This window comes from Prevotella sp. AM42-24, from assembly GCF_003461825.1.
GTDB lineage: Bacteria > Bacteroidota > Bacteroidia > Bacteroidales > Bacteroidaceae > Prevotella > Prevotella hominis.
On record NZ_QTXV01000017.1, the window covers coordinates 21,739 to 45,000 of the forward strand.

Annotated in this window: 16 protein-coding genes, 2 tRNA genes and 2 rRNA genes (1 of these 20 only partly in view); 10 read left to right on the plus strand and 10 right to left on the minus strand. The window is 45.7% G+C overall.

The genetic code is table 11. The features are described 5' to 3' along the window. Positions 1-9: 9 nt before the first annotated feature. The 3 genes from ettA to DW917_RS07265 form a co-directional block, all read right to left on the minus strand. Entirely contained in the window at positions 10-1,707 is a 1,698-nt protein-coding gene (gene ettA / locus DW917_RS07255; RefSeq protein ID WP_118117343.1) for an energy-dependent translational throttle protein EttA, read from the minus strand. Positions 1,708-1,727: 20 nt separating this feature from the next. Beyond that, the gene (locus tag DW917_RS07260; protein WP_022109750.1) at positions 1,728-2,567 is read right to left on the minus strand and encodes a S1 RNA-binding domain-containing protein; all 840 of its coding nucleotides are present in this window, start codon (positions 2,565-2,567) and stop codon (positions 1,728-1,730) included. Positions 2,568-2,650: 83 nt separating this feature from the next. Beyond that, on the minus strand, positions 2,651-3,412 hold the full coding sequence (locus DW917_RS07265) for an ABC transporter ATP-binding protein (RefSeq protein ID WP_118117344.1): 762 nt from the start codon (positions 3,410-3,412) through the stop codon (positions 2,651-2,653). 241 nt (positions 3,413-3,653) lie between these two features. On the opposite strand from DW917_RS07265, the gene dnaG reads away from it, so the two are divergent. The 3 genes from dnaG to DW917_RS07280 all read left to right on the plus strand — a co-directional run bounded on the left by dnaG (position 3,654) and on the right by DW917_RS07280 (position 7,780). Further along, entirely contained in the window at positions 3,654-5,588 is a 1,935-nt protein-coding gene (dnaG, locus tag DW917_RS07270) for a DNA primase (RefSeq protein ID WP_118117345.1), read from the plus strand. Positions 5,589-5,612: 24 nt separating this feature from the next. Beyond that, positions 5,613-7,037, plus strand: a complete 1,425-nt coding sequence (cls, locus tag DW917_RS07275; RefSeq protein ID WP_118117346.1) for a cardiolipin synthase — start codon at positions 5,613-5,615, stop codon at positions 7,035-7,037. A gap of 89 nt (positions 7,038-7,126) precedes the next feature. After that, positions 7,127-7,780 (plus strand): MgtC/SapB family protein, encoded by a 654-nt coding sequence (locus DW917_RS07280; protein WP_118117348.1) that lies wholly within the window; start codon positions 7,127-7,129, stop codon positions 7,778-7,780. A gap of 137 nt (positions 7,781-7,917) precedes the next feature. Here DW917_RS07280 and DW917_RS07285 read toward each other — a convergent pair whose 3' ends face one another. The 3 genes from DW917_RS07285 to DW917_RS07295 all read right to left on the minus strand — a co-directional run bounded on the left by DW917_RS07285 (position 7,918) and on the right by DW917_RS07295 (position 10,153). Further along, complete coding sequence (locus tag DW917_RS07285) at positions 7,918-8,643, minus strand: bifunctional 2-polyprenyl-6-hydroxyphenol methylase/3-demethylubiquinol 3-O-methyltransferase UbiG (RefSeq protein WP_118117350.1); 726 nt, start codon at positions 8,641-8,643, stop codon at positions 7,918-7,920. Between the two features lie 64 nt (positions 8,644-8,707). Then, entirely contained in the window at positions 8,708-9,373 is a 666-nt protein-coding gene (locus tag DW917_RS07290; protein ID WP_118117352.1) for a DUF4476 domain-containing protein, read from the minus strand. A 582-nt stretch (positions 9,374-9,955) separates the two neighbouring features. Next, entirely contained in the window at positions 9,956-10,153 is a 198-nt protein-coding gene (locus DW917_RS07295) for a hypothetical protein (RefSeq protein ID WP_118117354.1), read from the minus strand. A gap of 633 nt (positions 10,154-10,786) precedes the next feature. Between DW917_RS07295 and DW917_RS07300 the strand changes: the two genes are divergently transcribed. Next, entirely contained in the window at positions 10,787-12,853 is a 2,067-nt protein-coding gene (locus DW917_RS07300) for an ATP-binding protein (protein WP_118117356.1), read from the plus strand. Between the two features lie 59 nt (positions 12,854-12,912). Here the strand turns inward: DW917_RS07300 and DW917_RS07305 are convergent, their stop codons facing one another. The 3 genes from DW917_RS07305 to DW917_RS07315 form a co-directional block, all read right to left on the minus strand. Next, on the minus strand, positions 12,913-14,616 hold the full coding sequence (locus tag DW917_RS07305) for an acyl-CoA dehydrogenase family protein (RefSeq protein ID WP_118117358.1): 1,704 nt from the start codon (positions 14,614-14,616) through the stop codon (positions 12,913-12,915). A 121-nt stretch (positions 14,617-14,737) separates the two neighbouring features. Continuing rightward, on the minus strand, positions 14,738-15,760 hold the full coding sequence (locus DW917_RS07310; protein WP_006847062.1) for an electron transfer flavoprotein subunit alpha/FixB family protein: 1,023 nt from the start codon (positions 15,758-15,760) through the stop codon (positions 14,738-14,740). Positions 15,761-15,859: 99 nt separating this feature from the next. Further along, entirely contained in the window at positions 15,860-16,729 is an 870-nt protein-coding gene (locus tag DW917_RS07315; RefSeq protein WP_118117360.1) for an electron transfer flavoprotein subunit beta/FixA family protein, read from the minus strand. A 335-nt stretch (positions 16,730-17,064) separates the two neighbouring features. On the opposite strand from DW917_RS07315, the gene DW917_RS07320 reads away from it, so the two are divergent. Next, positions 17,065-17,277 carry a hypothetical protein gene (locus DW917_RS07320; RefSeq protein ID WP_147344135.1) on the plus strand — a complete coding sequence of 71 codons (213 nt, stop codon included), beginning with the start codon at positions 17,065-17,067 and terminating at the stop codon, positions 17,275-17,277. A gap of 332 nt (positions 17,278-17,609) precedes the next feature. Here the strand turns inward: DW917_RS07320 and DW917_RS07325 are convergent, their stop codons facing one another. Further along, positions 17,610-18,212, minus strand: a complete 603-nt coding sequence (locus DW917_RS07325; RefSeq protein WP_118117364.1) for a riboflavin synthase — start codon at positions 18,210-18,212, stop codon at positions 17,610-17,612. Between the two features lie 332 nt (positions 18,213-18,544). Here DW917_RS07325 and DW917_RS07330 point away from each other — a divergent pair, with 332 nt between their 5' ends. The 5 genes from DW917_RS07330 to DW917_RS07350 form a co-directional block, all read left to right on the plus strand. After that, entirely contained in the window at positions 18,545-19,606 is a 1,062-nt protein-coding gene (locus DW917_RS07330; protein ID WP_118117366.1) for a glycoside hydrolase family 43 protein, read from the plus strand. A gap of 577 nt (positions 19,607-20,183) precedes the next feature. Then, positions 20,184-21,715 (plus strand): 16S ribosomal RNA (locus DW917_RS07335). Positions 21,716-21,845: 130 nt separating this feature from the next. Continuing rightward, positions 21,846-21,919, plus strand: a tRNA-Ile gene (locus DW917_RS07340). 67 nt (positions 21,920-21,986) lie between these two features. Then, positions 21,987-22,060, plus strand: a tRNA-Ala gene (locus tag DW917_RS07345). Between the two features lie 225 nt (positions 22,061-22,285). Then, positions 22,286-23,262 (plus strand): 23S ribosomal RNA (locus DW917_RS07350) (it continues 1,921 nt past the right edge of the window). Together the 16S and 23S rRNA genes with 2 tRNA genes alongside form the textbook arrangement of a ribosomal RNA operon.

Sequence of the window (23,262 nt, forward strand, 5' to 3'; positions counted from 1 at the left end):
TCCGAATCTTTATTCCTCCATCAACTTGCGATAGCGACCCTTCTTAATTTCTGTATCGCCCAGGCGGCGTGCCTTGTTGATTTCATACTCAGAATAGCTGCCCTCGAAGAAGAATACCTCACCATTGCCCTCGAAGGCAAGGATGTGGGTACAGATACGGTCGAGGAACCAGCGGTCGTGGCTGATAACCACCGCACAACCGGCAAATGCCTCCAAACCTTCCTCCAATGCACGCAGCGTGTTCACGTCGATATCGTTGGTAGGCTCATCGAGGAGCAAAACGTTACCTTCCTGCTTCAATGCCAAAGCCAACTGCAGGCGGTTGCGCTCACCACCCGAGAGAACACTGCAGAGCTTGCTCTGGTCGGTGCCCGAGAAGTTGAAACGGCTGATGTAAGCACGTGCATTCACATCTCTGCCACCCAGACGCAAGGTCTCATTGCCCTGAGAAATCACCTCGTAAACGGTCTTCTGAGGGTCGATGTCCTTGTGCTGCTGGTCAACATAAGCTAACTTCACGGTCTCACCCACCTCGAATGTACCGCCGTCAGCCTGCTCCAATCCCATGATGAGGCGGAAGAGGGTAGTCTTACCGGCTCCGTTAGGACCGATGACACCCACGATGCCGTTAGGAGGAAGCATGAAGTTGAGGTCGTTGAAGAGAACTTTCTCGCCGAATGCCTTCTTTACATGCTGAGCCTCAATCACCTTGTTACCTAAGCGAGGACCGTTAGGGATGAAGATTTCCAGCTTCTCCTCGCGCTCCTTCTGCTCCTGGTTGAGCATCTGCTCGTAAGAGTTCAGACGAGCCTTACCCTTAGCCTGACGAGCCTTAGGTGCCATGCGAACCCATTCCAACTCACGCTCCAAGGTCTTGCGGCGCTTAGATGCAGTCTTCTCCTCCTGAATCATTCGCTTGGTCTTCTGGTCGAGCCATGAAGAGTAGTTGCCCTTCCATGGAATACCCTCGCCACGGTCCAGCTCCAGAATCCACTCGCTCACGTCATCAAGGAAATAGCGGTCGTGGGTTACGGCGATGACGGTTCCCTCATACTGCTGCAGGTGCTGCTCCAACCAGTCGATGCTCTCAGCATCCAGGTGGTTGGTAGGCTCATCGAGTAGGAGCACATCTGGTTTCTGCAAGAGCAGGCGGCAGAGAGCCACACGGCGGCGCTCACCACCAGAGAGGTTGGTTACCGGCCAATCGCCAGGAGGACAGTGGAGAGCATCCATCGCACGCTCCAACTTGGAGTCGATGTTCCAGGCATCGGTAGCATCAATGATGTCCTGCACCTCAGCCTGACGCTGCATCAGCTTGTCCATTTTATCTGGGTCTCCGTAATATTCTTCGAGACCGAACTTATTGTTGATGTCCTCGTACTCAGCGAGTGCATCATAAATCTTCTGTACACCCTCCATCACGTTCTCCTTCACGGTCTTGTTTTCGTCGAGCGGAGGGTCCTGTGGCAAGTAGCCCACAGAGTAACCTGGGCTCCATACCACCTCGCCTTGTGTAGGCTGTTCCAATCCAGCGATGATTTTCATCAAGGTAGATTTACCTGCACCGTTCAGACCGATGATGCCTATTTTTGCTCCGTAGAAGAACGATAGGTAGATGTTCTTCAGAATCTGTTTCTGGTTTTGTGGGATAATCTTAGATACACCCACCATTGAGAAGATGATCTTCTTGTCGTCAACTGTTGCCATATAATAATTAAAAAAATGTGTTATGCCAATCGGATGCTCATCGGGCTCACGGTGATGAGTCGCTTCTTGTAGAGATCTCCGATGGCACGCTTAAATACTTTCTTGCTTACGTGGAATCGCTCGTAGATATCGTCTGCCTCGCTCTTGTCGCCCAGATTGCATTCCCCGTCATTGTCGAGCAGGTACTGGTAGAGGGTTTCAGCGAAATCGGCAGTCTGTTCCATGCCGGTCTTCTGCAGGGTGACGTCTATTTTGCCGTCTGGGCGTACTCGTCCGATGTAGCCCTTTAGTTTGTCGCCTGTATGGATATACTGGAATATCTGGCTCTTGTAGAGCAGACCGGAGTACTGGTTATCGATGATGACCTTGAATCCGAGGTCGGTTTTCTGCCAGATGAGCAGATCCACTTCCTCTCCGTGCTTGTAGTGAGGATGGTCTTCCTTCAGGTATCTTTCCACCTTGGCTGAGGCTACGATGCGGTAACTCTCCTCATCGATATGGATATGAACGATGTAGGAATTGCCCAATACCATGCGCTTCTTCTGTTCGCGGAATGGGCAGAAGATGTCCTTCATCAGTCCCCAACCGAGGAAAGCACCATATTCGTTGACCCATTTCACTTCGAGATAGGCGAAGTCGCCCACTTTGGCAAGAGGGGTTTCGGTGGTGGCGATGATACGCTCTTCCTGGTCGAGATAGATGAAAACGTCAATCTCGTCGCCAATGGAAAGTCCCTCCGGTACGTAGCGGGTAGGAAGGAGGATTTCTCCTTCATCGCCTCCGTCGAGGTACATGCCGAAATCTACTTTCTTTACAACTCTGAGGCGGTTGTAATCGCCGAGCTTTATCTTGTTTGCCATGTTTTCTTGTTTACTTCTTTTCTTGGATTCTTATTCCTTTTTGTGAATTCTGTTTCCTTTCTGCGAATGCGAATTCTATGATTTTAGATTACATCCTCCTGTTCACTCTTTTTCTGAACAATATTTTCCTGGACTTTTTCTTCCAGAATGTCCTTTGCAGGAGTCTCGTCTTCAGCAGAATTAGCCTCTACGGTTTTCTCGATCATTCCGTCTTTCAGGTGAATGGTGCGGTCGGTGATGGCAGCAAGCCCCTCATCGTGGGTTACGATCACGAAGGTCTGTCCGAACTTGTCACGCAGATCGAAGAACAGTTGGTGCAGTTCTGCCTTGTTTTTGGTATCGAGGCTTCCTGATGGTTCATCGGCCAGGATGACGGCAGGATTGTTGACCAATGCCCTGGCCACAGCCACACGCTGTTTCTCGCCACCGGAGAGTTCGGCAGGCTTGTGGTTGGCTCTATCGCTCAGCCCCATGAACGCCAGCAGTTCCTCAGCGCGTTCCTTTGCCTGTTTGCGACTCTTGCCGGCAATGAAGGCAGGAATCATGATGTTCTCCAATGCGGTGAACTCAGGCAGGAGCTGGTGAAACTGGAACACGAAGCCCAGATGCTGGTTGCGGAAATCGCTCAGTTTCTTGGTGGAGAGCATGCTCACATCAATGCCGTCGATGATGATATTTCCTGCGTCAGGCTTATCGAGGGTTCCGATGATCTGGAGCAGCGTGGTTTTGCCGGCTCCGCTGGGACCGACAATGCTTACCACCTCGCCCTTGTCGATGTGCAGGTCGATGCCCTTAAGTACCTGCAGCGAGCCGAAGCTTTTGGTTATGCCTTTGATATCTATCATTTTTCTTTTCTTTTCGTTTGTATCAGTAGGCAAAGTTAAGCAAAATAATTGGAAATGCCTAATAGTTGAAGACAAAATAACTAAGTTTTTCTTAAAAATGTTTGGAATGTAGGGTTTCGGGAGAAATGTTTATATTATTTAGTGCGGAAAATGTGCTCATTTCGAATAAAAGTAGTAACTTTGCATTTAAATAGTTTCTGATTTTGATATTTTTCAAATATGATTTGATATTTTACCAGATATGATAGATAGACCGACGATAGAAAGAATTATGGATTCCACCAAGATAGAAGAGGTGGTAGGAGAATTCGTGACCCTTAAGAAACGAGGGGTCAACTACATCGGCTTGTGCCCTTTCCACAACGACTCCCATCCGTCTTTCTCCGTATCACCAACCCGTGGCATCTGTCATTGTTTCACCTGTGGCAAGGGTGGTAATGCCATCAACTTCCTCATGGAACTGGAACAGATGACCTATCCCGATGCCTTGCGATGGCTTGCCAAGAAATATCATATCGAAATTAAGGAACGCGAACTGACCAACGAGGAAAAGCAGCGGGAGAGCGAAAGGGAATCTATGTTTATCGTCAACGAGTGGGCTGCCAAGTATTTCCAGGATATCCTTCAGAATGATGTGGACGGTCGTGCCATCGGTATGCAGTATTTCAGAAGCCGCGGTTTCAGAGATGACATCATCCGAAAATTCCAGCTCGGCTTTTCGCTCAACAGTCGTACTGCTCTCGGCGAGGCGGCTGTGAAACAGGGTTATAATCCGAAGTATCTGGTCAAGACGGGTGTGCTCATCGCCTCTGATAATGAACCGGGAAAGTATTTCGACCGATTCTCAGGCCGTGCCATCTTCCCATGGTTCAGTGTGAGTGGCAAGGTGGTGGCTTTCGGCGGACGTGTGCTCGATAGCCGTACCAAGGGTGTGAGCCAGAAATATGTCAACTCGCCCGACAGTGAAATTTATCACAAGGAACGTGAACTCTACGGACTTTTCCAGGCGAAGAAGGCGATAGCCAAGGAAGATTGCGTGTTTATGGTGGAGGGCTATACTGACGTGATTTCCATGCACCAGTGTGGCATTGAAAACGTGGTGGCCAATTCGGGTACGGCACTCAGCATCTATCAGATCCGACTCTTGCATCGCTTTACCAATAATATCGTATTGCTCTATGATGGTGATCAGGCGGGTGTGCATGCTGCCCTGAGAGGAACCGACATGCTGCTGGAGGAGGAGATGAACGTCAAGGTGCTTTTCCTGCCTGATGGAAACGACCCTGACAGTTTTGCACGCAATCATACTGCCGAGCAGTTCAGACAATATATTGCAGACCATCAGACAGACTTTATCCAGTTTAAGACCGACGTGTTGCTCAAAGGCGTTACCGATCCCGTGAAGCGAAGTGAGGCCATCAATTCCATCGTGGAGAGCATCTCGAAGATCAAAAATCAGATTACCCGAGCGGCTTATATCACCGACTGTTCTCATCGTCTGGGAGTCAACGAGGCGGTTATCATCAATGCCCTCAATTCCTTTATCCGCAACGGAATGAGCGAGCAGGTGAAGGAGGAACGCCGGGCTGCAGGACTCAGAGATGCCGGCTATCCGGTGAAGCAGCAGGCGCTGAGACAGACGGCTGTCACACCGCTCGACAAACTGATGGAGGTGGAAGACCTGCTCATCAAACTGGTAATCCATCATGGCGATGAAATCATCAAGGTGCAGGATGCTGACGGCAATGATGTGGAACTGCCAGCCGCCCAGTATATCTATCTGGACATGGAGGGCGATGACTTCAAGTTCCATCATTCCATCTACAATCAGATTATGGCTGAGGCTATGGAGCATATTGAGGAGGAAGGATTCAGATGTGAAACCTATTTCGCAGCTCATCCCAACCCGGAAATCAGTAGGATAGCCGGTATTCCGACGGGTGAGCAGGAGATAACGACGGCAAGTCTGCAGATGAAGATGAACGAGGAGAAACTGCGCCAGCAGATATTCAAGGACATGCTTTCCTTCCGTACCCACTATATTGCGCAGCGTATTATCGAGGTGCAGCAGGAGTTCAAGCAGAATCCTGGCAACAGGGAACTTCTGGAGGAATTCGTGAAACTGAAGAAGATGAACATGCTCGTGGCGTCACAGTCGAATAATGTCTTCAACTAAAATATAATATAAGGAGGTAAGAAAATGCTGTATATCCATTGGTTTTTGCTGGTAGTATATCTGGCGATAACAATAAGTGGAATCGTGGCTGTTCTCATGGACAACAAGCAACCGGAGAAAGCCATGGCATGGATTCTTGTGCTCTGTTTCATGCCGGTAGTCGGCATCATCTTCTATCTTTTCTTCGGCAAGAATACCCGTAAGGAAAAGGTAATCAGCAAGCGCAGTATGGACTTGCTCACCAAGCGCAGCATGCTCGAATTTGCCGAGCAGGAAGACCTGCACATCCCTCGCCGCAACAGACCGCTGATGAAACTGTTTACCAACCAAAACTGGGCGCTCCCTTTCAAGGATAATGAGGTGGATATTCTCATGGACGGCTATGAGTTTGCATTCTCACTCCTGAATGCCATCGGACAGGCGAAGGATCATATTCATCTGGATACTTATATCATCGAAGACGATGCTTTAGGAAATCTGGTGGCTGATGCGCTGATAGACAAGGTGCGTGGGGGCGTGGAGGTACGACTGATATACGACGATGTGGGGTGCTGGAAGGTGAAAAACCGCTTCTTCGAAAGGATGATCAAGGCAGGAGTGCGTGTACAGGCTTTCATGCCAGTTAGGTTTCCAGCCTTTACGGGTAAGGTGAACTATCGCAACCATCGCAAACTCTGTGTCATCGATGGAAAGGTGGGATTTATCGGGGGCATGAATATTGCCATGAGATATGTGAAGGGAACGGAAAAGCAGGCTTGGAGAGATACGCATCTCCGTATCCGTGGCGGTGCTGTCTATGCCATCCAGCGAGCATTCCTTGTGGACTGGTATTTCGTGTGCCGGGAACTCATCAACGACCGCCGCTATTATCCGTCTGTAGATAAGAGTATTTCCAATAATTGTCTTACGCAGATCGTGACAAGCAGCCCTGTTTCACCTTGGCCTGACATCATGCAGGGCTATGTACGCATCATCCTGCAGGCTCACAGATATGTGTATATGGAGAGTCCTTATTTCTTGCCTACGGAGCCCGTGCTCTTTGCCATGCGAACCGCAGCTTTGGCGGGAGTAGATGTCAGACTCATGGTGCCTCGCCGGGGCGATGCCAAACTGGTGGAATGGGCTTCGCGTTCTTATCTGATGGAGGTGATAGAGGCTGGTGTGAAAGTTTATCTTTATGAGGATGGATTCAACCATAGCAAACTTCTGGTAAGCGATGATAATCTGAGTTCCTGCGGCAGTACCAATATCGATTTCCGCAGTTTTGAGAATAATTTTGAGGCAAATGCTTTCTTCTTTGGTGAGGGGATGGCTTTGCGTATCAAGCGGATATTCCTGGCAGATCAGGAACGCTCCATGCTGGTCGATGATGTGGCTTATTTCATCAAGCGCCCGTTCTTCCAGCGATTGTTTGAATCGCTTGTGAGACTGCTCTCTCCATTGTTGTAGAGCGATTTCTTGATGATATGTCGTAGAGTAATTTTTGCTGAAGATTTCGTATAACGATTTTTTGATTTAGAAACTTAAAACTATAGAATATGGATGCAACTTATATGGAATTGACTATTCGTCTTATGCTGGCGCTCTTGTTGGGTGGAGCGATAGGTATCGAACGTGAATATCGTGCCAAGGAAGCTGGTTTCCGTACTCATTTCCTTGTAGCTTTGGGTAGTGCTCTTTTCTGTCTCGTGTCCCAGTTTGGCTTTGGAGTAGATCTAAAGGATTCCTCCCGAGTGGCAGCGCAGGTAGTTTCGGGCATCGGATTTTTAGGTGCCGGTACGATTATCTTTCAGAAGAATGTGGTGCGCGGCTTGACTACGGCAGCTGGTCTTTGGGTCACGGCAGCTATCGGCTTAGCTTGCGGTACGGGCATGTATTTGGCAGCGGTGCTTACCACGGCTATGGTGTTGTTAGGACTGGAGGTGCTGAACTATTGGATTCCTCAGTTGGGATTATCCACCATTGAGTTGTCCTTTTCAGCTCCATCCCGTGAGAGTGTGAAGGAATTTATCACGCGCATCAAGCAGGATGGGATGGAAGTACATTCTTATGAGTTGAAGGAACGTCGCTTGTCAAAGGAAGAATTTCTGGAAGCAAGCATAGAAATCAGAGCGAAACGCGACTTTCATACATTGGAGATACTGGATTATATGAATGATTTTTCGGATGTCACGATTTCTACGATTAAGTAGAACATGGTGTGTCAATAAGTCCACTCAGTATGCTCGAAAAGGTCCCACAGATATCACTGATTTGGCTTGAGGTCTCAAAAAGATCTGTGTAAATCTGTGATATCTGTGGGAGTATGTGTTTTAGACGTTCCGTTTTATTAGAAAAATCTTGCCAGATAATCGTAGTGTTCGCCTTCAGCAATCAGTTCACCATGTAATCCACAACTCTCTGCGATGGATTTGAGCAGCGGGAAATCAACATAGAGCCAGTCGAAAGAGTCTCCCTTTACGTCTTTGTAAACCATCTGATAATCCACTTCGCCATAGTAGGCTGCATTGAGATTGATGTCGAAACTTCCGTCCTCGTTCTCGTAGATGTATTTGATATCAGAAGAATCGATAAGAATCTGTCCGCCTTTATTGAGCAAAGCCTTGAGACGGTTGAAGAGGGCAGGGAGGTTTTCTATTTTCCCGGCAATGCCAGTGCCGTTCATCAGGAGAAGAATGGTATCGAAGCCAGTTTCCAGATGTTCATCGAAAAGATTGATGCATTCCGCATCCATCACTCCTCTCAGTTCCATCGCTTCGCAGCTCAGAGGAGAAATATCAATGGCTTTTACCTCCAAGCCCTTCTCCTGTAAGGCGAGCGTATGGCAGCCGCTGCCAGCTCCGATATCCAGTACACGCCCTTTTGTGAGTTGCAAGGCCTTCTGCTCCAGCATCGGCATCTCCTCAACTTTTCTGAAGAGATGTTTCACCGGCATTTCGTCCTCTTCGAACATAGAAGAGAGCACACGTAATCTTCCTACTCTTTCCGATTTCTGATAATCAAGGATAGCGGCACCCATCGGGTCTTTGTCTTTTGATAGTATCTTTATATTCATTTATTTTGCAATTTTTGAGTGCAAAATTAATGCTTTTTCATTGAATATGCAAGTGTTAGGGAGATTATCTGCTGCTTCTTAATATTTCTCCTACCTTTTGCTTTTCGCTTTCAAAATTGAATTGCTGATAGATGATAATGGCATTCTGCAAATCTACTATGCGGGGAGCCATCATGCTGAGGACTTTCATCTTGCTATCGTCAAAAGAGAAAATCTTCATGATGCGAACGACCTGGGCACAGGAATAATAGCATCCGAGACTTGCTACTTCTATCAAGTCGAACTTGTTGTCATCAAAGTTTGCCTTCTTCACCTTATTATATAGTTTGGAGAAGGAAGCATCATCGAGACAATAACCGTAATCCATTCTGCTATCTGGATCACATCTTCCATCGTAGATGGGTGGGGTAGGGTGTTGTGGCTGCTGTACATTCGATGTTTGGCTGTTTGGTTCTATGATTCTTGTATCGTACTGCACAACCTTTCCGTTTCTGTCGAAGAAGACCGTGATGTACTTGGAATCTCCAAACAGATTATTATATTTAGCATATTCCCATTTGTCCCCATACATGTCGAAACTGGTGAGCTTAGGTTCTCCAAGAATGGCTATTACTTCTTGTTTGGTCATTCCCCGCTCCACGTTTCTCTTTCCTTTAGCCGATGCTGACATACATACGGCAAACATCAATATTGTTGTGGCAATCAGTGCCATCAGTTCATTTCTTTTCATAATCGTTACTGTTTTTGAGGGTTCCTAATCATTTACTGAAACATTCTTGTTGTTTTGTTTCGCTTGCAAAAGTATGCTTTTCTTGTGAGATGGTGTGGAATAAATCCCTAAACTTGAAAGGAAAATCCCTATCGTGTGGGATTCATACACTTGGGAGTTGCTAAATGATTTTGACCGGAAATGACTGTGACCACTTTGACCAGATATTGAATTCTCTTCATTTTCCTCGGTTCCCTCTTTGACTCCTGACTTTCCATTTACTCCTGTCTTTCTTCTTGATTCGTGTTTTTTGCAGCCTTCCTTTTCTTGCCTTTTTTTTTAGTCTTAATAGACGACCGGCGTTTGTTGTCTATTAAGACCAAACTCGGTCTTAATAGATGCCTTTCTCAAGGCACAAAGGCTGTTTCGCAATTGCTGGATGCAAAGATACAACATTTTGGGATAATATCCGGTCATAGCGGTCATGGTAATTTTCGGTCAAAATCCTTCGGGGGATGCCATGTTCCTTCAGAATTTGCGGGTTTCAACAAAATTCTTATTATATTGTTATTGAAGCTTCTGCCTTAACGTTCTGGATAATAGCTATAAATCAAGTAACCATTTCCATACAGGTATCACTTCTATTTTCTTGTCTTTTACAACAATCTCTTCTTCCAACTCGTAAGTTAGGATTATGAGACGCTTGCAATCCAATACCTTGGAAAGTTTGATAAGAGATGTAGATTCTCTTTCCCAAGTTTCTGTAGATTTTTTGGGATTGTAGCTTACTTGTATAGCCATTGCTGCATCAGGTATATAAAAATCTACTTCTATATTAGTATTTCTCTGATAACTTCTTTTTGTATCATAATCTCTTATTGTTTAATTGATTTTGCAAAAATACGACTATTTTGTTAAATCGACTAAACAATATGCATAATTTAACATAAAAAGTATCTATATATCCTAGTTGATGTCGTTTTAAGATACCGGATAGCTTATGTTCATTTCGATGCATGGATGATTGGCTCTGTCTTTTTCCCTTTAGTCGAAGCAGAGAGACATACGGCAAACATCAATATGGTTGTGGCGATAAGTGCCATTACCTCATTTCTTTTCATAATCGATACTGTTTTTGAAAATTATAATCTTGTTTACGCCTGCAAAAGTACTACTTTCTTCCGAAAAGGAACGAGAAGGATTCCCTAATTTAGTTCTTTTTAGCGCAATATACTTAATCAGCTGAAAATGAGAGAGATAAATGAAGAATATCCGATTCCCCCGAAATTTGGTGATTGATAAAAAGCACTAATTCGAAAATATTTTCTTTTTTATTTGTAGATTTGTTTTTTTTTGTTTATCTTTACCACCGAATAGCTAAATGGATTAGAAGATGGTGTTTTCCTTTACCTATTTATATAATAAGAAAAAGAAATGAAGACTGCAAAGGAATTATTTGACGAACTGAATAGCTGGGATGAGAACAGGCGGATAGAAGCCAAATCTGCATCGGCTGTTGGTAAGAGTATGATGGAGACAGTTTGTGCTTTTGCCAATGAGCCTGGACTGCGTGGTGGCTATCTTCTCCTTGGCGCCAAGCGTATAGGGATGACAGAAGACGGCAAACCAGTCTATGAGCCTGAGAATATAGAGAATACAGACAAGATTCAATCGGATTTTGTCGCTATGTGCAATTCTATGTTCAATGTTCGTATTCGCCCGATTATTAATGTGGAAGAATTTTTGGGTAAGACTGTTATTGTTGTCAAAATCGAAGAGTTACCTGAGAGTCAGAAGCCTGCGTATTTTGCCAAGCGTGGTTTGCCTGAGGGGGCGTTTCGTCGTATAGGTCCTTCTGATGAAAAATGCTCAGAAGAGGATATGTATCTTTTCTATCAATCTGCTGATACCTATGATAGTTGTATTGTAGATGATGCTGACCTTGATGATATTGATGAGAATGCACTCAATTTCTATCGTAAACTTCGCAAGGAAGTGAATCCGGATGCAGAAGAGCTGACGCTGAATGATGTCGATTTACTGAGGGCATTAGGAGCTATTAAGAAGAATAAGCAAGGTGGATATGATTTGACTTATACGGGGCTCTTGGTTTTTGGAAAACAAATGTCGCTTCGTCGTTTGGTTCCTTCTTTCAGAGTTGATTACATTAGAATTTCTGGCAATCAATGGTTAGCTGATGGCGATAATCGCTTTGAGCAAACTATCGATATGCGCGGACCCTTAATCCTCATGGTAAACAAGGCATGTAGTGCTGTGATGGATGACCTGCCAAAAGGCTTTGAACTGAAGAAAGATTCCATGCAGGCATCTACACCAGCGATTCTTCCCAATAAGGTATTACGTGAGGCGATAGTCAATTCGTATATTCATCGTTCTAATCGAGTGAATCAGCCGATTCAGATTATCCGCTATTCCAATCGTATTGAGATTCACAACCCAGGCTATTCTCTGAAACCTCAGGATGATTGGGGAGAGCCAGGCTCTATGCTTCGCAATCCAAGAATCAGTGAGATTTTCCATGATACGAATCTTGCTGAGACTAAGGGTACTGGTATTGGTGCGATGCGCAGATTGATGAAGGAGGCAGGCTTGATGCCGCCGACTTTTGAGTCGAACCATGAAGCGAATAAGTTTACGGCAAGACTTCTGCTCCATCATTTCCTCAGCAAGGAGAATATGGAGTGGTTGGCTCAATATGCCGAGTTTGGCTTGGTGAATGAGCAGAAGCTGGCTCTAGTCTTTGTGAGAGAAGTGGGTGCGATAGATAATGCTACGTATCGCCAGCTGGATTCTTCGATTACTCATGCCCGTGCACGTCTGGAGATTCATAAGCTCTGTGATCTTGGATTCCTAGAGAAGAAAGGGCAGGGGCGTAACACTTACTATATAAGAACCTCCAAGGTGGTATCCTTAGAAGAAAGGTTACGACCTCAAGGCGAAAGGTTACTACCTCAAGACGAAAAGATACCAGCTAAAGAGCAAAGGTTACCACCTCAGCATGGTACATTAGACGAAAAGATACCACCTCAAGGCGAAATGTACCATGGTAAGCATGGTACATTTGATGAAATGTACCATGGTAAGCATGGTACATTTGGGGAAAGGTACCAAGGTGAGAACGAAAGGTACCAAGGTAAGCTTGGTACCTTTGAAGAACCAACTCCAGCTCTTAATCGAGATACGTTGTTGGAGGAGTTGCCTGATGAATTAAAGATAAAGATAGAAAAAGTAGGTAAGAGGATCTTAAAAGAGGATTTGAACCAAATCATAATTGCTCTTTGCTCTATGCGTCCTTATAATATTGAGGAGTTAACTTTATTGTTAGGAAGAAATCCGAAGTCTTTCAAGAACTTCAATATAAAAAATCTTCTTGAGACAAAACGTCTGTTCTATTGGATTCCTGAGATGATTAGGCATCCGCAGCAAAAATATGTGGCAGACCCAACAATGACTCGAAGTAATACAAAGAAGAAAAAATAAAAAAAAGTCCGTGGGATAACAATTTTCCACGGACTTTCTTATTATATAGTTATTGAAACTTATGCCTTGAAACTCTCCAAGTCTTCTGCCTTGAAGTTCTGGATGTATGCTGAATGGCCGAGAACTTCCTCCTCTGCCATGCGAACATATACATTTGCACTCTTGGCAAACAGCTCTGGTGCCTTGGTTGCATCGTCGAGGATGAGGAGAGACATTACGATGTCGCCAGTCATGTTGTAGAGACGGCGAGCCAGGAAGTCGTGAACTGCCTGATCGTTTGCTTCCTTCACCTTGTTGATGGCAGCCTCGTAAAGTTCTACAAGCTTAGCTACACGCTCCTTCAATGCCTTCAAATCATCTGATACCTCGCTCTTCAACATCTCCTTGATGATGCTGAGATAAGTGCCGTTGGTGATGTAGCGGATAGCTGCAACTACCTGCAACTGGGTAGTTCCCTCGTAGATAGAGAAGATGCGGGCATCACGGAACAGGCGCTGGCACTTGTACTCCATGATGAAACCAGAACCACCATGAATGCTGATGGCATCGTATGCATTCTGGTTGGCATACTCTGAGTTCATACCCTTAGCCAATGGAGTGAACGCATCTGCCAAGCGGGTGTATTTCTTCATCTCCTGACGCTCCTCTGGAGTGAGCTTAGTGTCGCGGGCGATGTCTTCCAAAGCCTTGTAGATATCTACGTAGCGAGCGCAGCAGTAGAGGAGTGAACGGCCTGCATCCAACTTAGCCTTCATTCTTGAAAGCATATCATAAACGGCTGGGAAGTTAATGATCTTCTCACCAAACTGAGCACGCTCCTTGGCATAAGCCAGGCCCTCGTTGTAAGCCTCCTGCTCAACACCTACACTCTGAGCTGCAATACCCAGACGGGCACCGTTCATCAAAGCCATCACGTACTTAATCAACCCGAGACGGGTGTTACCGCAAAGTTCTGCCTTGGCATTCTTGTAAACCAACTCGCAGGTAGGAGAACCATGAATACCCAACTTGTGCTCGATGTGACGAACGGTTACGCCACCATCACGCTTGTCGTAGATGAACATAGAAAGGCCACGACCATCCTTGGTTCCTTCTTCAGAACGAGCCAGAACCAAGTGGATGTCTGAGTCACCATTGGTGATGAAACGCTTCACACCATTCAGACGCCATGTGCCGTCCTCATCCTGTGTAGCCTTCAGCATCACGCGCTGCAAGTCAGAACCTGCATCAGGCTCTGTCAAGTCCATACTCATGGTCTCGCCAGCACAGATGCGAGGGATGTACTTCTGGCGCTGCTCCTCAGAACCGAACTCATAGAGTGTATCGATACAACTCTGGAGAGACCAGATGTTCTGGAAACCGGCATCAGCAGCTGCGATAATCTCAGAAGCCATAGAGAAGATGGCGTTAGGCAGGTTCAAACCGCCATAACGACGAGGCATTGACAAGCCCCAGAGGCCAGCCTTGCGGGTAGCATCGAGGTTCTCGAATGTCTTGCTGGCATAAATCATGCGACCGTTTTCCAAGTGTGGACCTTCGAGGTCAACATCCTCAGAGTTTGGTTCGATGATGTTAGCAGCTACATCGCCGGTAATATCCAGCAATCGCTTGTAGTTCTCGATGGCATCCTCGTAGTTTACTGGAGCATCTTCAAACTGGTCTTTTTCTACATAATTTCTTTCCTTCAAGTCCACAACACGCTTCATGAGCGGATGATTCAAGTGGAACTCTATTTCAGGATGGTCTGTATAATAATTAGCCATTTTTACTTTTCTTATTTAAATAAAATATGTAATGCGCTACGAAGTTTTATGAAATAGGCTTCAAAGGCAACTGAAGCCTGTTTCAAATGTTATCGAAGCCTGTTTCATTTGCCTGTGAAGCTTACTTAGAATTCTGCTTGTAGTACTTGATGAGCTTAGGAACTACATCCTCAACATTACCATTGATAACGTAGTCGGCAATCTTGTTGATTGGAGCATCTGGGTCGTTGTTCACAGAGATGATGATGCCTGAATCCTGCATACCGGCGATGTGCTGGATCTGACCAGAGATTCCGCAAGCAATATAAACCTTTGGATGAACAGTAACACCTGTCTGACCAATCTGACGGTCGTGATCTACCCAACCTGCATCTACGGCAGCACGGGAAGCACCAACCTCACCATGCAAGAGATGAGCCAACTCGAAGAGCTGGTCGAAACCTTCCTTACTTCCTACGCCATAACCACCAGCTACAACGATGGCAGAACCCTTCAGGTTGTGCTTGGCAGCCTCTACGTGGTGGTCGAGTACCTTCACTACGAAGTCCTCAGCAGGAACATACTTGCTTACCTCTGGGTAAACCACTTCCTTCTTGCACTCACCCTCGTAGATGCTCTTCTGCATCACGCCAGAGCGGACTGTAGCCATCTGTGGACGATGATCAGGATTGACGATAGTAGCTACGATGTTTCCACCGAAAGCAGGACGGATCTGATAGAGCAGACCCTCATAGTGCTTGCCGCTCTTCTTGTCATCGTAATCACCAATCTCAAGTTCTGTACAGTCGGCAGTCAGACCACTGGTGAGGGAAGAAGAAACACGAGGACCGAGGTCGCGACCGATAACGGTAGCACCCATCAGTGCAATCTGAGGTTTCTCCTCCTTGAAGAGGTTGACGAGAATGTCTGTATGAGGAGCTGAAGTGTATGGGAATAAACCCTCAGCATCGAAAACAAATAATTTATCTACACCATAAGGGAGAATCTGATCCTCTACCTGACCCTTGATGCCGGTACCAGCCACGATGGCATGGAGCTCCACACCCTGTTGGTTAGCGAGCTTACGACCCTTGGTGAGCAATTCCTGAGATACTTCGGCAACGGTTGTGCCTTCTACCTCGCAATATACAAATACGTTGTTCATAAATTTTTGCAAAATTTATAGATTTTCGTCACGACTCGGCAAACTCAAGCGAGCTTGTTTTGCTCTCGCTGCTCCGAAAATTCATTTTACATTTTTAAATTATCCGATAATACTTTCGTTCAACAATTCCTTCATCAAGCTGTCGATGTCCTCATCGCTGCTGGTCAAGGTCTTGCTTTCCTTAGCCTGGAACACGATGTTCTTTACTGCCTTCACCTTGGTAGGTGAACCGCTCAAACCGCACTGTGCAGGGTCGCCGTCAACATCGGCCACGCTCCACTGGTTCAGAGTCAGGTAAGGGCGCTCCTCATAGAGATTAGCCCAAGGCTCATCACCCTTGCGCTCCATAGGGCAAGTAGCGTATTTATATTTCATTACGAGCTTCACATTGCATGGGCGACATGGAGCTGCACTACCATTCACGGTAATAACCAATGGCAATGGAGCTTCTACTGTCTCTACACCACCATCAATGAGGCGGCGGATAGTAGCCTTGCCATCTTCTACCTTCAGAATCTCCTCTGCATAGGTAACCTGGTTCAATCCCAACTTCTGAGCCACCTGTGGACCTACCTGAGCTGTATCACCATCGATAGCCTGGCGACCACCAATCACGATGTCAACGTCACCAATCTTCTGGATACCAGTAGCAAGGGCATAGGATGTAGCCAATGTATCAGCACCGGCAAAGAGACGGTCGGTAAGCAACCAACCCGTATCTGCACCACGATAAAGCCCCTGACGTATGATTTCGCCAGCACGTGGAGGACCCATTGTCAAAATACCAACTGTAGAACCAGGATTCTGCTCCTTCAAACGAAGAGCCTGCTCCAATGCGTTCAAATCCTCAGGATTGAAGATTGCAGGAAGGGCTGCACGATTTACGGTGCCTTCGGCAGTCATCGCGTCCTTACCCACATTTCTTGTGTCAGGTACTTGCTTGGCAAGTACTACGATTTTTAAACTCATATTAATAAATGGTTATTGTTATAATATTCTAAGTTTGTTAGTGTTCGGTACTCAAGTTGTCCGTTTTCGAGTTCGCTTTTCGGACTGTCCAATGTCAATTTGGGACAAAACACAGCCGCAAAAGTACCATTTTTTTATCTTTTACCAAAATATTTCGTTATAAAAATGCACAATTTTGCTTTCTTAGTGCGCAAAATAGAATATTTGTGCATGTTTTTCTTGGAGTTATGGAAGAAATGTTATAGTTTTGTAGGCGAATGAGAAGGTGTGTTTTTCCTCTTATACGTCTCATATATAAGAAACTACAGCAAAACAATAAAAGGAATCAACAATATATGAAAAAGGTTTTTGTAAGTGGTTGTTATGATCTGTTGCACAGTGGTCATGTTGAGTCCTTCCGCCAGGCTTCACTGTTTTCTGAGAGCCCTATATATAATAAGGTGGAAAATGGTCTGATGGGGGAGAATAATATGGCAATAGGCTTCTTTGTACCGCTTGTCTGTTTTATCGTAGTGTCTGCTTTTGCTGCAAACGTTATCCGAAAATAAAGGGGCTTTAGCAAGAAAAGATAGCTTCTCAAATCAGAGTGGCTCTGTAAATTGATAAAAGAAAAGACAGGAAAGTTTAACCGGAACGGATAGACTTTCCTGTCTTTTTCTTTGTTTATCCTCACCCATCCACAAGATCCTGCTATGCTCTTCAAGCGGCCCCTCGGGGATCACGTGATGGGGAACCGATGAACATGAGACGAGCAACCGTTGCTCACGAGGCGGGCAATGAGTGCCCAAACTAAGGGTTGCAATTTGGGCAATGCAAAATTGACTTTTTCTGATTTCTCTGACTTTTTACTCTTCTTGTTCGTATAGTACAAAAATCAGTTTTATTCAAAGCTCTTGAGGCGGGCGATGTATTTGCCCAAGATGTCGAACTCGATATTTACGACAGTTCCTACTTCAATGTTGCAGAAGTTGGTGTTTTCACGAGTGTAAGGGATGATGGCTACAGTGAAGGTGTTGTCTGTAGGTTCGCAAACGGTGAGCGATACGCCATTGACCGTTACGCTACCTTTGTCAACGGTGAAATATCCCTTGCGTGCCATTTCCTTATTGAGTTCATATTCGAAGGTGAAATAGGTGGAACCATCTGCATCTTTCGTGGCGATACATTTTGCAGTTTCGTCCACGTGTCCTTGTACAATATGTCCATCCAGTCGGCCGTTCATAATCATCGAACGCTCCACGTTCACCTTGTCTCCCACCTTGAGGATTCCTAAGTTGCTGCGGTCGAGCGTTTCCTTCATAGCCGTAACCGTATAAGTTCCGTCTTTGATTTCCACTACGGTAAGACAAACTCCATTGTGAGCTACGCTCTGGTCGATGCTGAGTTCATCCACAAAAGAACAAGACAAAGTAAAGTCTATATTCTCCTGATCATGCTTGATAGCCACAACGGTGGCCATTTCTTCTACGATTCCACTAAACATATTTTTCTATTGTTATTATATGATGATTAATATTTTGCTGAGATGCAGCTTATCTTTTGCAAAGATAATGCAAATGAGCGCAATGAAAACTTGTTTTCAAATTGCCGAGTGCAGCTTATCTTATGCAAAGATACGACAAAAAGTCGAGAATCTGTAATAATTAAAGCAAAATCATTCTGTCATAGTTAAAAAACTTATTAAAATAATTGCGACTTTCCTTTGTTTTTTCAATGAAAAGCCGTATCTTTGCACCCAAAGTGTAAAGTTACACTTAAAAAAGATTCAACTGAGACTTAAACATTTACAATCAATCATATAAAACTAACAATAAAATGAAGAAAAAGTTATCAACAATCATGATGCTATTGGCCTCTTTATTGCCGATGAATGCACAAAATCTACAAAAGGGTGATTATGGTTATCTCTACTGTCACATGAGTGATAAGGGGGAATATACTGCTTTTGCCGTTTCTCGTGATGGATACAACTATCAGGATATCAATGAAGGAAAAGCTATTTTCAATCCTAAAGAGCATGCTCGTATTGAGGGCGGTACACGTGATGCTTACATAACTCGTACACATGATGGTAAGGGGTATCTGATGGTTACTACCGACATGTGTGTGGCTAAGAGTCATAAATGGGATAATTACGGTATTGATTTGCTCAAAAGTGACGATTTGATTCATTGGACAAGTGTTACTTTCGATTATCGTAAGGGTATGCAGAATTTCTGTGATGCGGCAACTGCTCAGTCTCCTTATAAGGATTGGAGCACTATCAACCGTGTCTGGGCTCCTCAGATATTTTGGGATCCAAATTATGTTTGGGAAAATGGTGAACGAGGTGGTTACATGATTTATTATTCAATGTTGAATCGCCCGGAGGAAAAGTATGATCGTATGTATTACAGTTATGCTGATAAGAGTTTTACGAAATTGACTACTCCGAGAATTCTCTTTGATTGGGGATATGCAACTATTGATGCTGATATTAATTTCCTCAAGAGCGATGGACTTTATCACATGCTTATCAAGAAAGAGGGTGGACATCGTGGTATCTTTACCGCTACAAGTAAGTATCTTACTCATAGTTGGGGCGCACCAGTAGAGGATGATTTCGTCAGCTTCGAGGGAAACAAAATGTGTGAAGGCAGCAGTGCATTCCAGTTGATTGGCGATGATACATGGCGCGTGGCTTATATTCAGTATAGCGACCATCCTAAGCATTATCGTATTTGCAAGGCCGATAAATATCTCCGTAATTTCTCTGATCCGGTGGATATTAAGGGTGTAACTGCTCCTCAGCATGGTAGTTTTATGAGATTGACCAAGAAAGAATACAAGCGACTCTTGGCATGGGATAAAAAACTGAGAGGAGAAAATAGTAAGTAATCCTGAATATTAGCCACACAGGCTTTCTATAACTTACCCACATAGAGTACTGCATATTATCCATATTAGTGGACTGGTATGTGGGGCTATGTGGGTAATGTGTTTATGTATATCTTAAATCTGTATATGTGCACATCTATGCGTATGTGAGCCCGCGCGCTCGTGTGTGAGTGCGCATGTATATTATAATGAGTTTTCTTTCAGTTTTAAAGTTAAACTGTAATTAAATGTTAAAATACTGATATTTTTGAAACTTTTTTCTCGAAATATTTTGTGGAATGGAAAATAGTTTGTACTTTTGCACTCGCTTTTGAGAAATACACTTTCTCTTAGCAACAAAAGAAAGAGTTCTTTGAAAGATTTTACATAAACAGACAAGTAGTACAAGAAGCGGTTTTGGATTACACCTTATTATATATAGGGAGTATGAAGAGACTGGGTAAAAGAAACGAACCGTCAAGAAATTGACAAGTCAGGTTTACTAAGCTTCAATAAACGAAAAAGGATATTCGTCCTAAGTACAGACAACAAACACCGACTATTCCAGTAATGGAATAAGAAGTAAAAATGATATTTTACAATGGAGAGTTTGATCCTGGCTCAGGATGAACGCTAGCTACAGGCTTAACACATGCAAGTCGAGGGGAAACGACATCGAAAGCTTGCTTTTGATGGGCGTCGACCGGCGCACGGGTGAGTAACGCGTATCCAACCTGCCCACCACTTGGGGATAACCTTGCGAAAGTAAGACTAATACCCAATGACATCCCACGAAGGCATCCGAATGGGATTAAAGATTTATCGGTGATGGATGGGGATGCGTCTGATTAGCTTGTTGGCGGGGTAACGGCCCACCAAGGCGACGATCAGTAGGGGTTCTGAGAGGAAGGTCCCCCACATTGGAACTGAGACACGGTCCAAACTCCTACGGGAGGCAGCAGTGAGGAATATTGGTCAATGGGCGAGAGCCTGAACCAGCCAAGTAGCGTGCAGGATGACGGCCCTATGGGTTGTAAACTGCTTTTATAAGGGAATAAAGTGAGTCTCGTGAGACTTTTTGCATGTACCTTATGAATAAGGACCGGCTAATTCCGTGCCAGCAGCCGCGGTAATACGGAAGGTCCGGGCGTTATCCGGATTTATTGGGTTTAAAGGGAGCGTAGGCCGGAGATTAAGCGTGTTGTGAAATGTAGTGGCTCAACCTCTGCACTGCAGCGCGAACTGGTCTTCTTGAGTACGCACAACGTGGGCGGAATTCGTGGTGTAGCGGTGAAATGCTTAGATATCACGAAGAACTCCGATTGCGAAGGCAGCTCACGGGAGCGCAACTGACGCTGAAGCTCGAAAGTGCGGGTATCGAACAGGATTAGATACCCTGGTAGTCCGCACGGTAAACGATGGATGCCCGCTGTTGGCCTGAATAGGTCAGCGGCCAAGCGAAAGCATTAAGCATCCCACCTGGGGAGTACGCCGGCAACGGTGAAACTCAAAGGAATTGACGGGGGCCCGCACAAGCGGAGGAACATGTGGTTTAATTCGATGATACGCGAGGAACCTTACCCGGGCTTGAATTGCAGAGGAAGGATTTGGAGACAATGACGCCCTTCGGGGCCTCTGTGAAGGTGCTGCATGGTTGTCGTCAGCTCGTGCCGTGAGGTGTCGGCTTAAGTGCCATAACGAGCGCAACCCCTCTCCTTAGTTGCCATCAGGTCAAGCTGGGCACTCTGGGGACACTGCCACCGTAAGGTGTGAGGAAGGTGGGGATGACGTCAAATCAGCACGGCCCTTACGTCCGGGGCTACACACGTGTTACAATGGCAGGTACAGAGAGACGGTCCTTTGCAAAAAGGATCAAATCCTTAAAGCCTGTCTCAGTTCGGACTGGGGTCTGCAACCCGACCCCACGAAGCTGGATTCGCTAGTAATCGCGCATCAGCCATGGCGCGGTGAATACGTTCCCGGGCCTTGTACACACCGCCCGTCAAGCCATGAAAGCCGGGGGCGCCTGAAGTCCGTGACCGTAAGGAGCGGCCTAGGGCGAAACTGGTAATTGGGGCTAAGTCGTAACAAGGTAGCCGTACCGGAAGGTGCGGCTGGAACACCTCCTTTCTGGAGAGACGATTATCCTATGAAGATATAGGAATCTGATAAAAGTTCGCTTCTCTTCTTGTACGCAAAATCTGTTTGATTAAATAAGAGATAGAGAATGTTCGGCAGAGATGCTACTCTTTACCAACATAGTCCTATAGCTCAGTTGGTTAGAGCGCCACACTGATAATGTGGAGGTCGGCAGTTCAAATCTGCCTGGGACTACACATCGGCGTAGCCAATGTGTAATCAAAGTTCAACTTTGATACATTCTCAATTGATATCTCGATTTGGGGGATTAGCTCAGTTGGCTAGAGCACCTGCTTTGCAAGCAGGGGGTCAACGGTTCGAATCCGTTATTCTCCACTCCAAAGGAAAAGGCTGGTATGAAGTATTTTACTTTTTTACCTTTTTACCCTTTTACCTTTAAAAGATCTTTGACATATTGACACAAGCAAAACTGTAAGTAATGAACTTTAGTTCAGACTAAAGTAAATCAAATCGCAAGATGAGATTTCACTTTGTTAGAATACAGCTGAAAGTATGAGCTACTTATTCGCTGTTCGGAAACGAATAGCAAATACAGTCGTAAAGAAAGTAAGAAAGGGCGTATGGCGGATGCCTAGGCTCACGGAGGCGATGAAGGACGTGATAAGCTGCGATAAGCTTCGGGTAGGTGCAAATAACCCTTGATCCGAGGATTTCCGAATGGGACAACCTAGCCGTCTGAAGGACGGTTACTCTTACCGACGTAAGAGAGCTAACGCAGGGAACTGAAACATCTTAGTATCTGCAGGAAGAGAAAATAAATGAATGATTCCCCCAGTAGTGGCGAGCGAACGGGGAACAGCCCAAACCGCTGACGTCGTAAGGCGCCAGCGGGGTTGTAGGACCGCGAGATTGTACTCAAATGGTGAGTGGAAGTATCTGGAAAGTTACATCACAGAAGGGGATAATCCTGTACACGAAGCCAGCTGAGACATAGCGGTATCCTGAGTAACGCGGGACACGAGGAATCCTGCGCGAATCTGCCGGGACCATCCGGTAAGGCTAAATACTCCCGTGAGACCGATAGCGAACGAGTACTGTGAAGGAAAGGTGAAAAGAACCCCGAGCAGGGGAGTGAAATAGTTCCTGAAACCATACGCCTACAAGCGGTCGGAGCACAGCAATGTGTGACGGCGTGCCTTTTGCATAATGATCCTACGAGTTACCGTCACTGGCGAGGTTGAGTACCATGAGGTACGTAGCCGCAGTGAAAGCGAGCCTGAATAGGGCGCACAGTCAGTGGGGGTAGACGCGAAACCAAGTGATCTACACTTGGCCAGGATGAAGTCCCGGTAACACGGGATGGAGGTCCGCACCAATAAGCGTTGAAAAGCTTCTGGATGAGCCGAGTGTAGGAGTGAAAGGCCAATCAAACTTGGAGATAGCTCGTACTCCCCGAAAGGCATTTAGGTGCCGCGTCGGATGGTCACCGTGAGAGGTAGAGCGACCGATAGGACGAGAGGGCTTCACCGCCTATCGAGTCCTGACGAACTCCGAATGCTCACGGTCTGCAGTCCGGC

Bases quoted from the DNA above. Each gene is read 5' to 3' on its own strand.
- ettA (WP_118117343.1), bottom strand. From the start codon at position 1,707: ATGGCAACAGTTGACGACAAGAAGATCATCTTCTCAATGGTGGGTGTA.
- DW917_RS07260 (WP_022109750.1), bottom strand. From the start codon at position 2,567: ATGGCAAACAAGATAAAGCTCGGCGATTACAACCGCCTCAGAGTTGTA.
- DW917_RS07265 (WP_118117344.1), bottom strand. From the start codon at position 3,412: ATGATAGATATCAAAGGCATAACCAAAAGCTTCGGCTCGCTGCAGGTA.
- dnaG (WP_118117345.1), top strand. From the start codon at position 3,654: ATGATAGATAGACCGACGATAGAAAGAATTATGGATTCCACCAAGATA.
- cls (WP_118117346.1), top strand. From the start codon at position 5,613: ATGCTGTATATCCATTGGTTTTTGCTGGTAGTATATCTGGCGATAACA.
- DW917_RS07280 (WP_118117348.1), top strand. From the start codon at position 7,127: ATGGATGCAACTTATATGGAATTGACTATTCGTCTTATGCTGGCGCTC.
- DW917_RS07285 (WP_118117350.1), bottom strand. From the start codon at position 8,643: ATGAATATAAAGATACTATCAAAAGACAAAGACCCGATGGGTGCCGCT.
- DW917_RS07290 (WP_118117352.1), bottom strand. From the start codon at position 9,373: ATGAAAAGAAATGAACTGATGGCACTGATTGCCACAACAATATTGATG.
- DW917_RS07295 (WP_118117354.1), bottom strand. From the start codon at position 10,153: ATGGCTATACAAGTAAGCTACAATCCCAAAAAATCTACAGAAACTTGG.
- DW917_RS07300 (WP_118117356.1), top strand. From the start codon at position 10,787: ATGAAGACTGCAAAGGAATTATTTGACGAACTGAATAGCTGGGATGAG.
- DW917_RS07305 (WP_118117358.1), bottom strand. From the start codon at position 14,616: ATGGCTAATTATTATACAGACCATCCTGAAATAGAGTTCCACTTGAAT.
- DW917_RS07310 (WP_006847062.1), bottom strand. From the start codon at position 15,760: ATGAACAACGTATTTGTATATTGCGAGGTAGAAGGCACAACCGTTGCC.
- DW917_RS07315 (WP_118117360.1), bottom strand. From the start codon at position 16,729: ATGAGTTTAAAAATCGTAGTACTTGCCAAGCAAGTACCTGACACAAGA.
- DW917_RS07320 (WP_147344135.1), top strand. From the start codon at position 17,065: ATGAAAAAGGTTTTTGTAAGTGGTTGTTATGATCTGTTGCACAGTGGT.
- DW917_RS07325 (WP_118117364.1), bottom strand. From the start codon at position 18,212: ATGTTTAGTGGAATCGTAGAAGAAATGGCCACCGTTGTGGCTATCAAG.
- DW917_RS07330 (WP_118117366.1), top strand. From the start codon at position 18,545: ATGAAGAAAAAGTTATCAACAATCATGATGCTATTGGCCTCTTTATTG.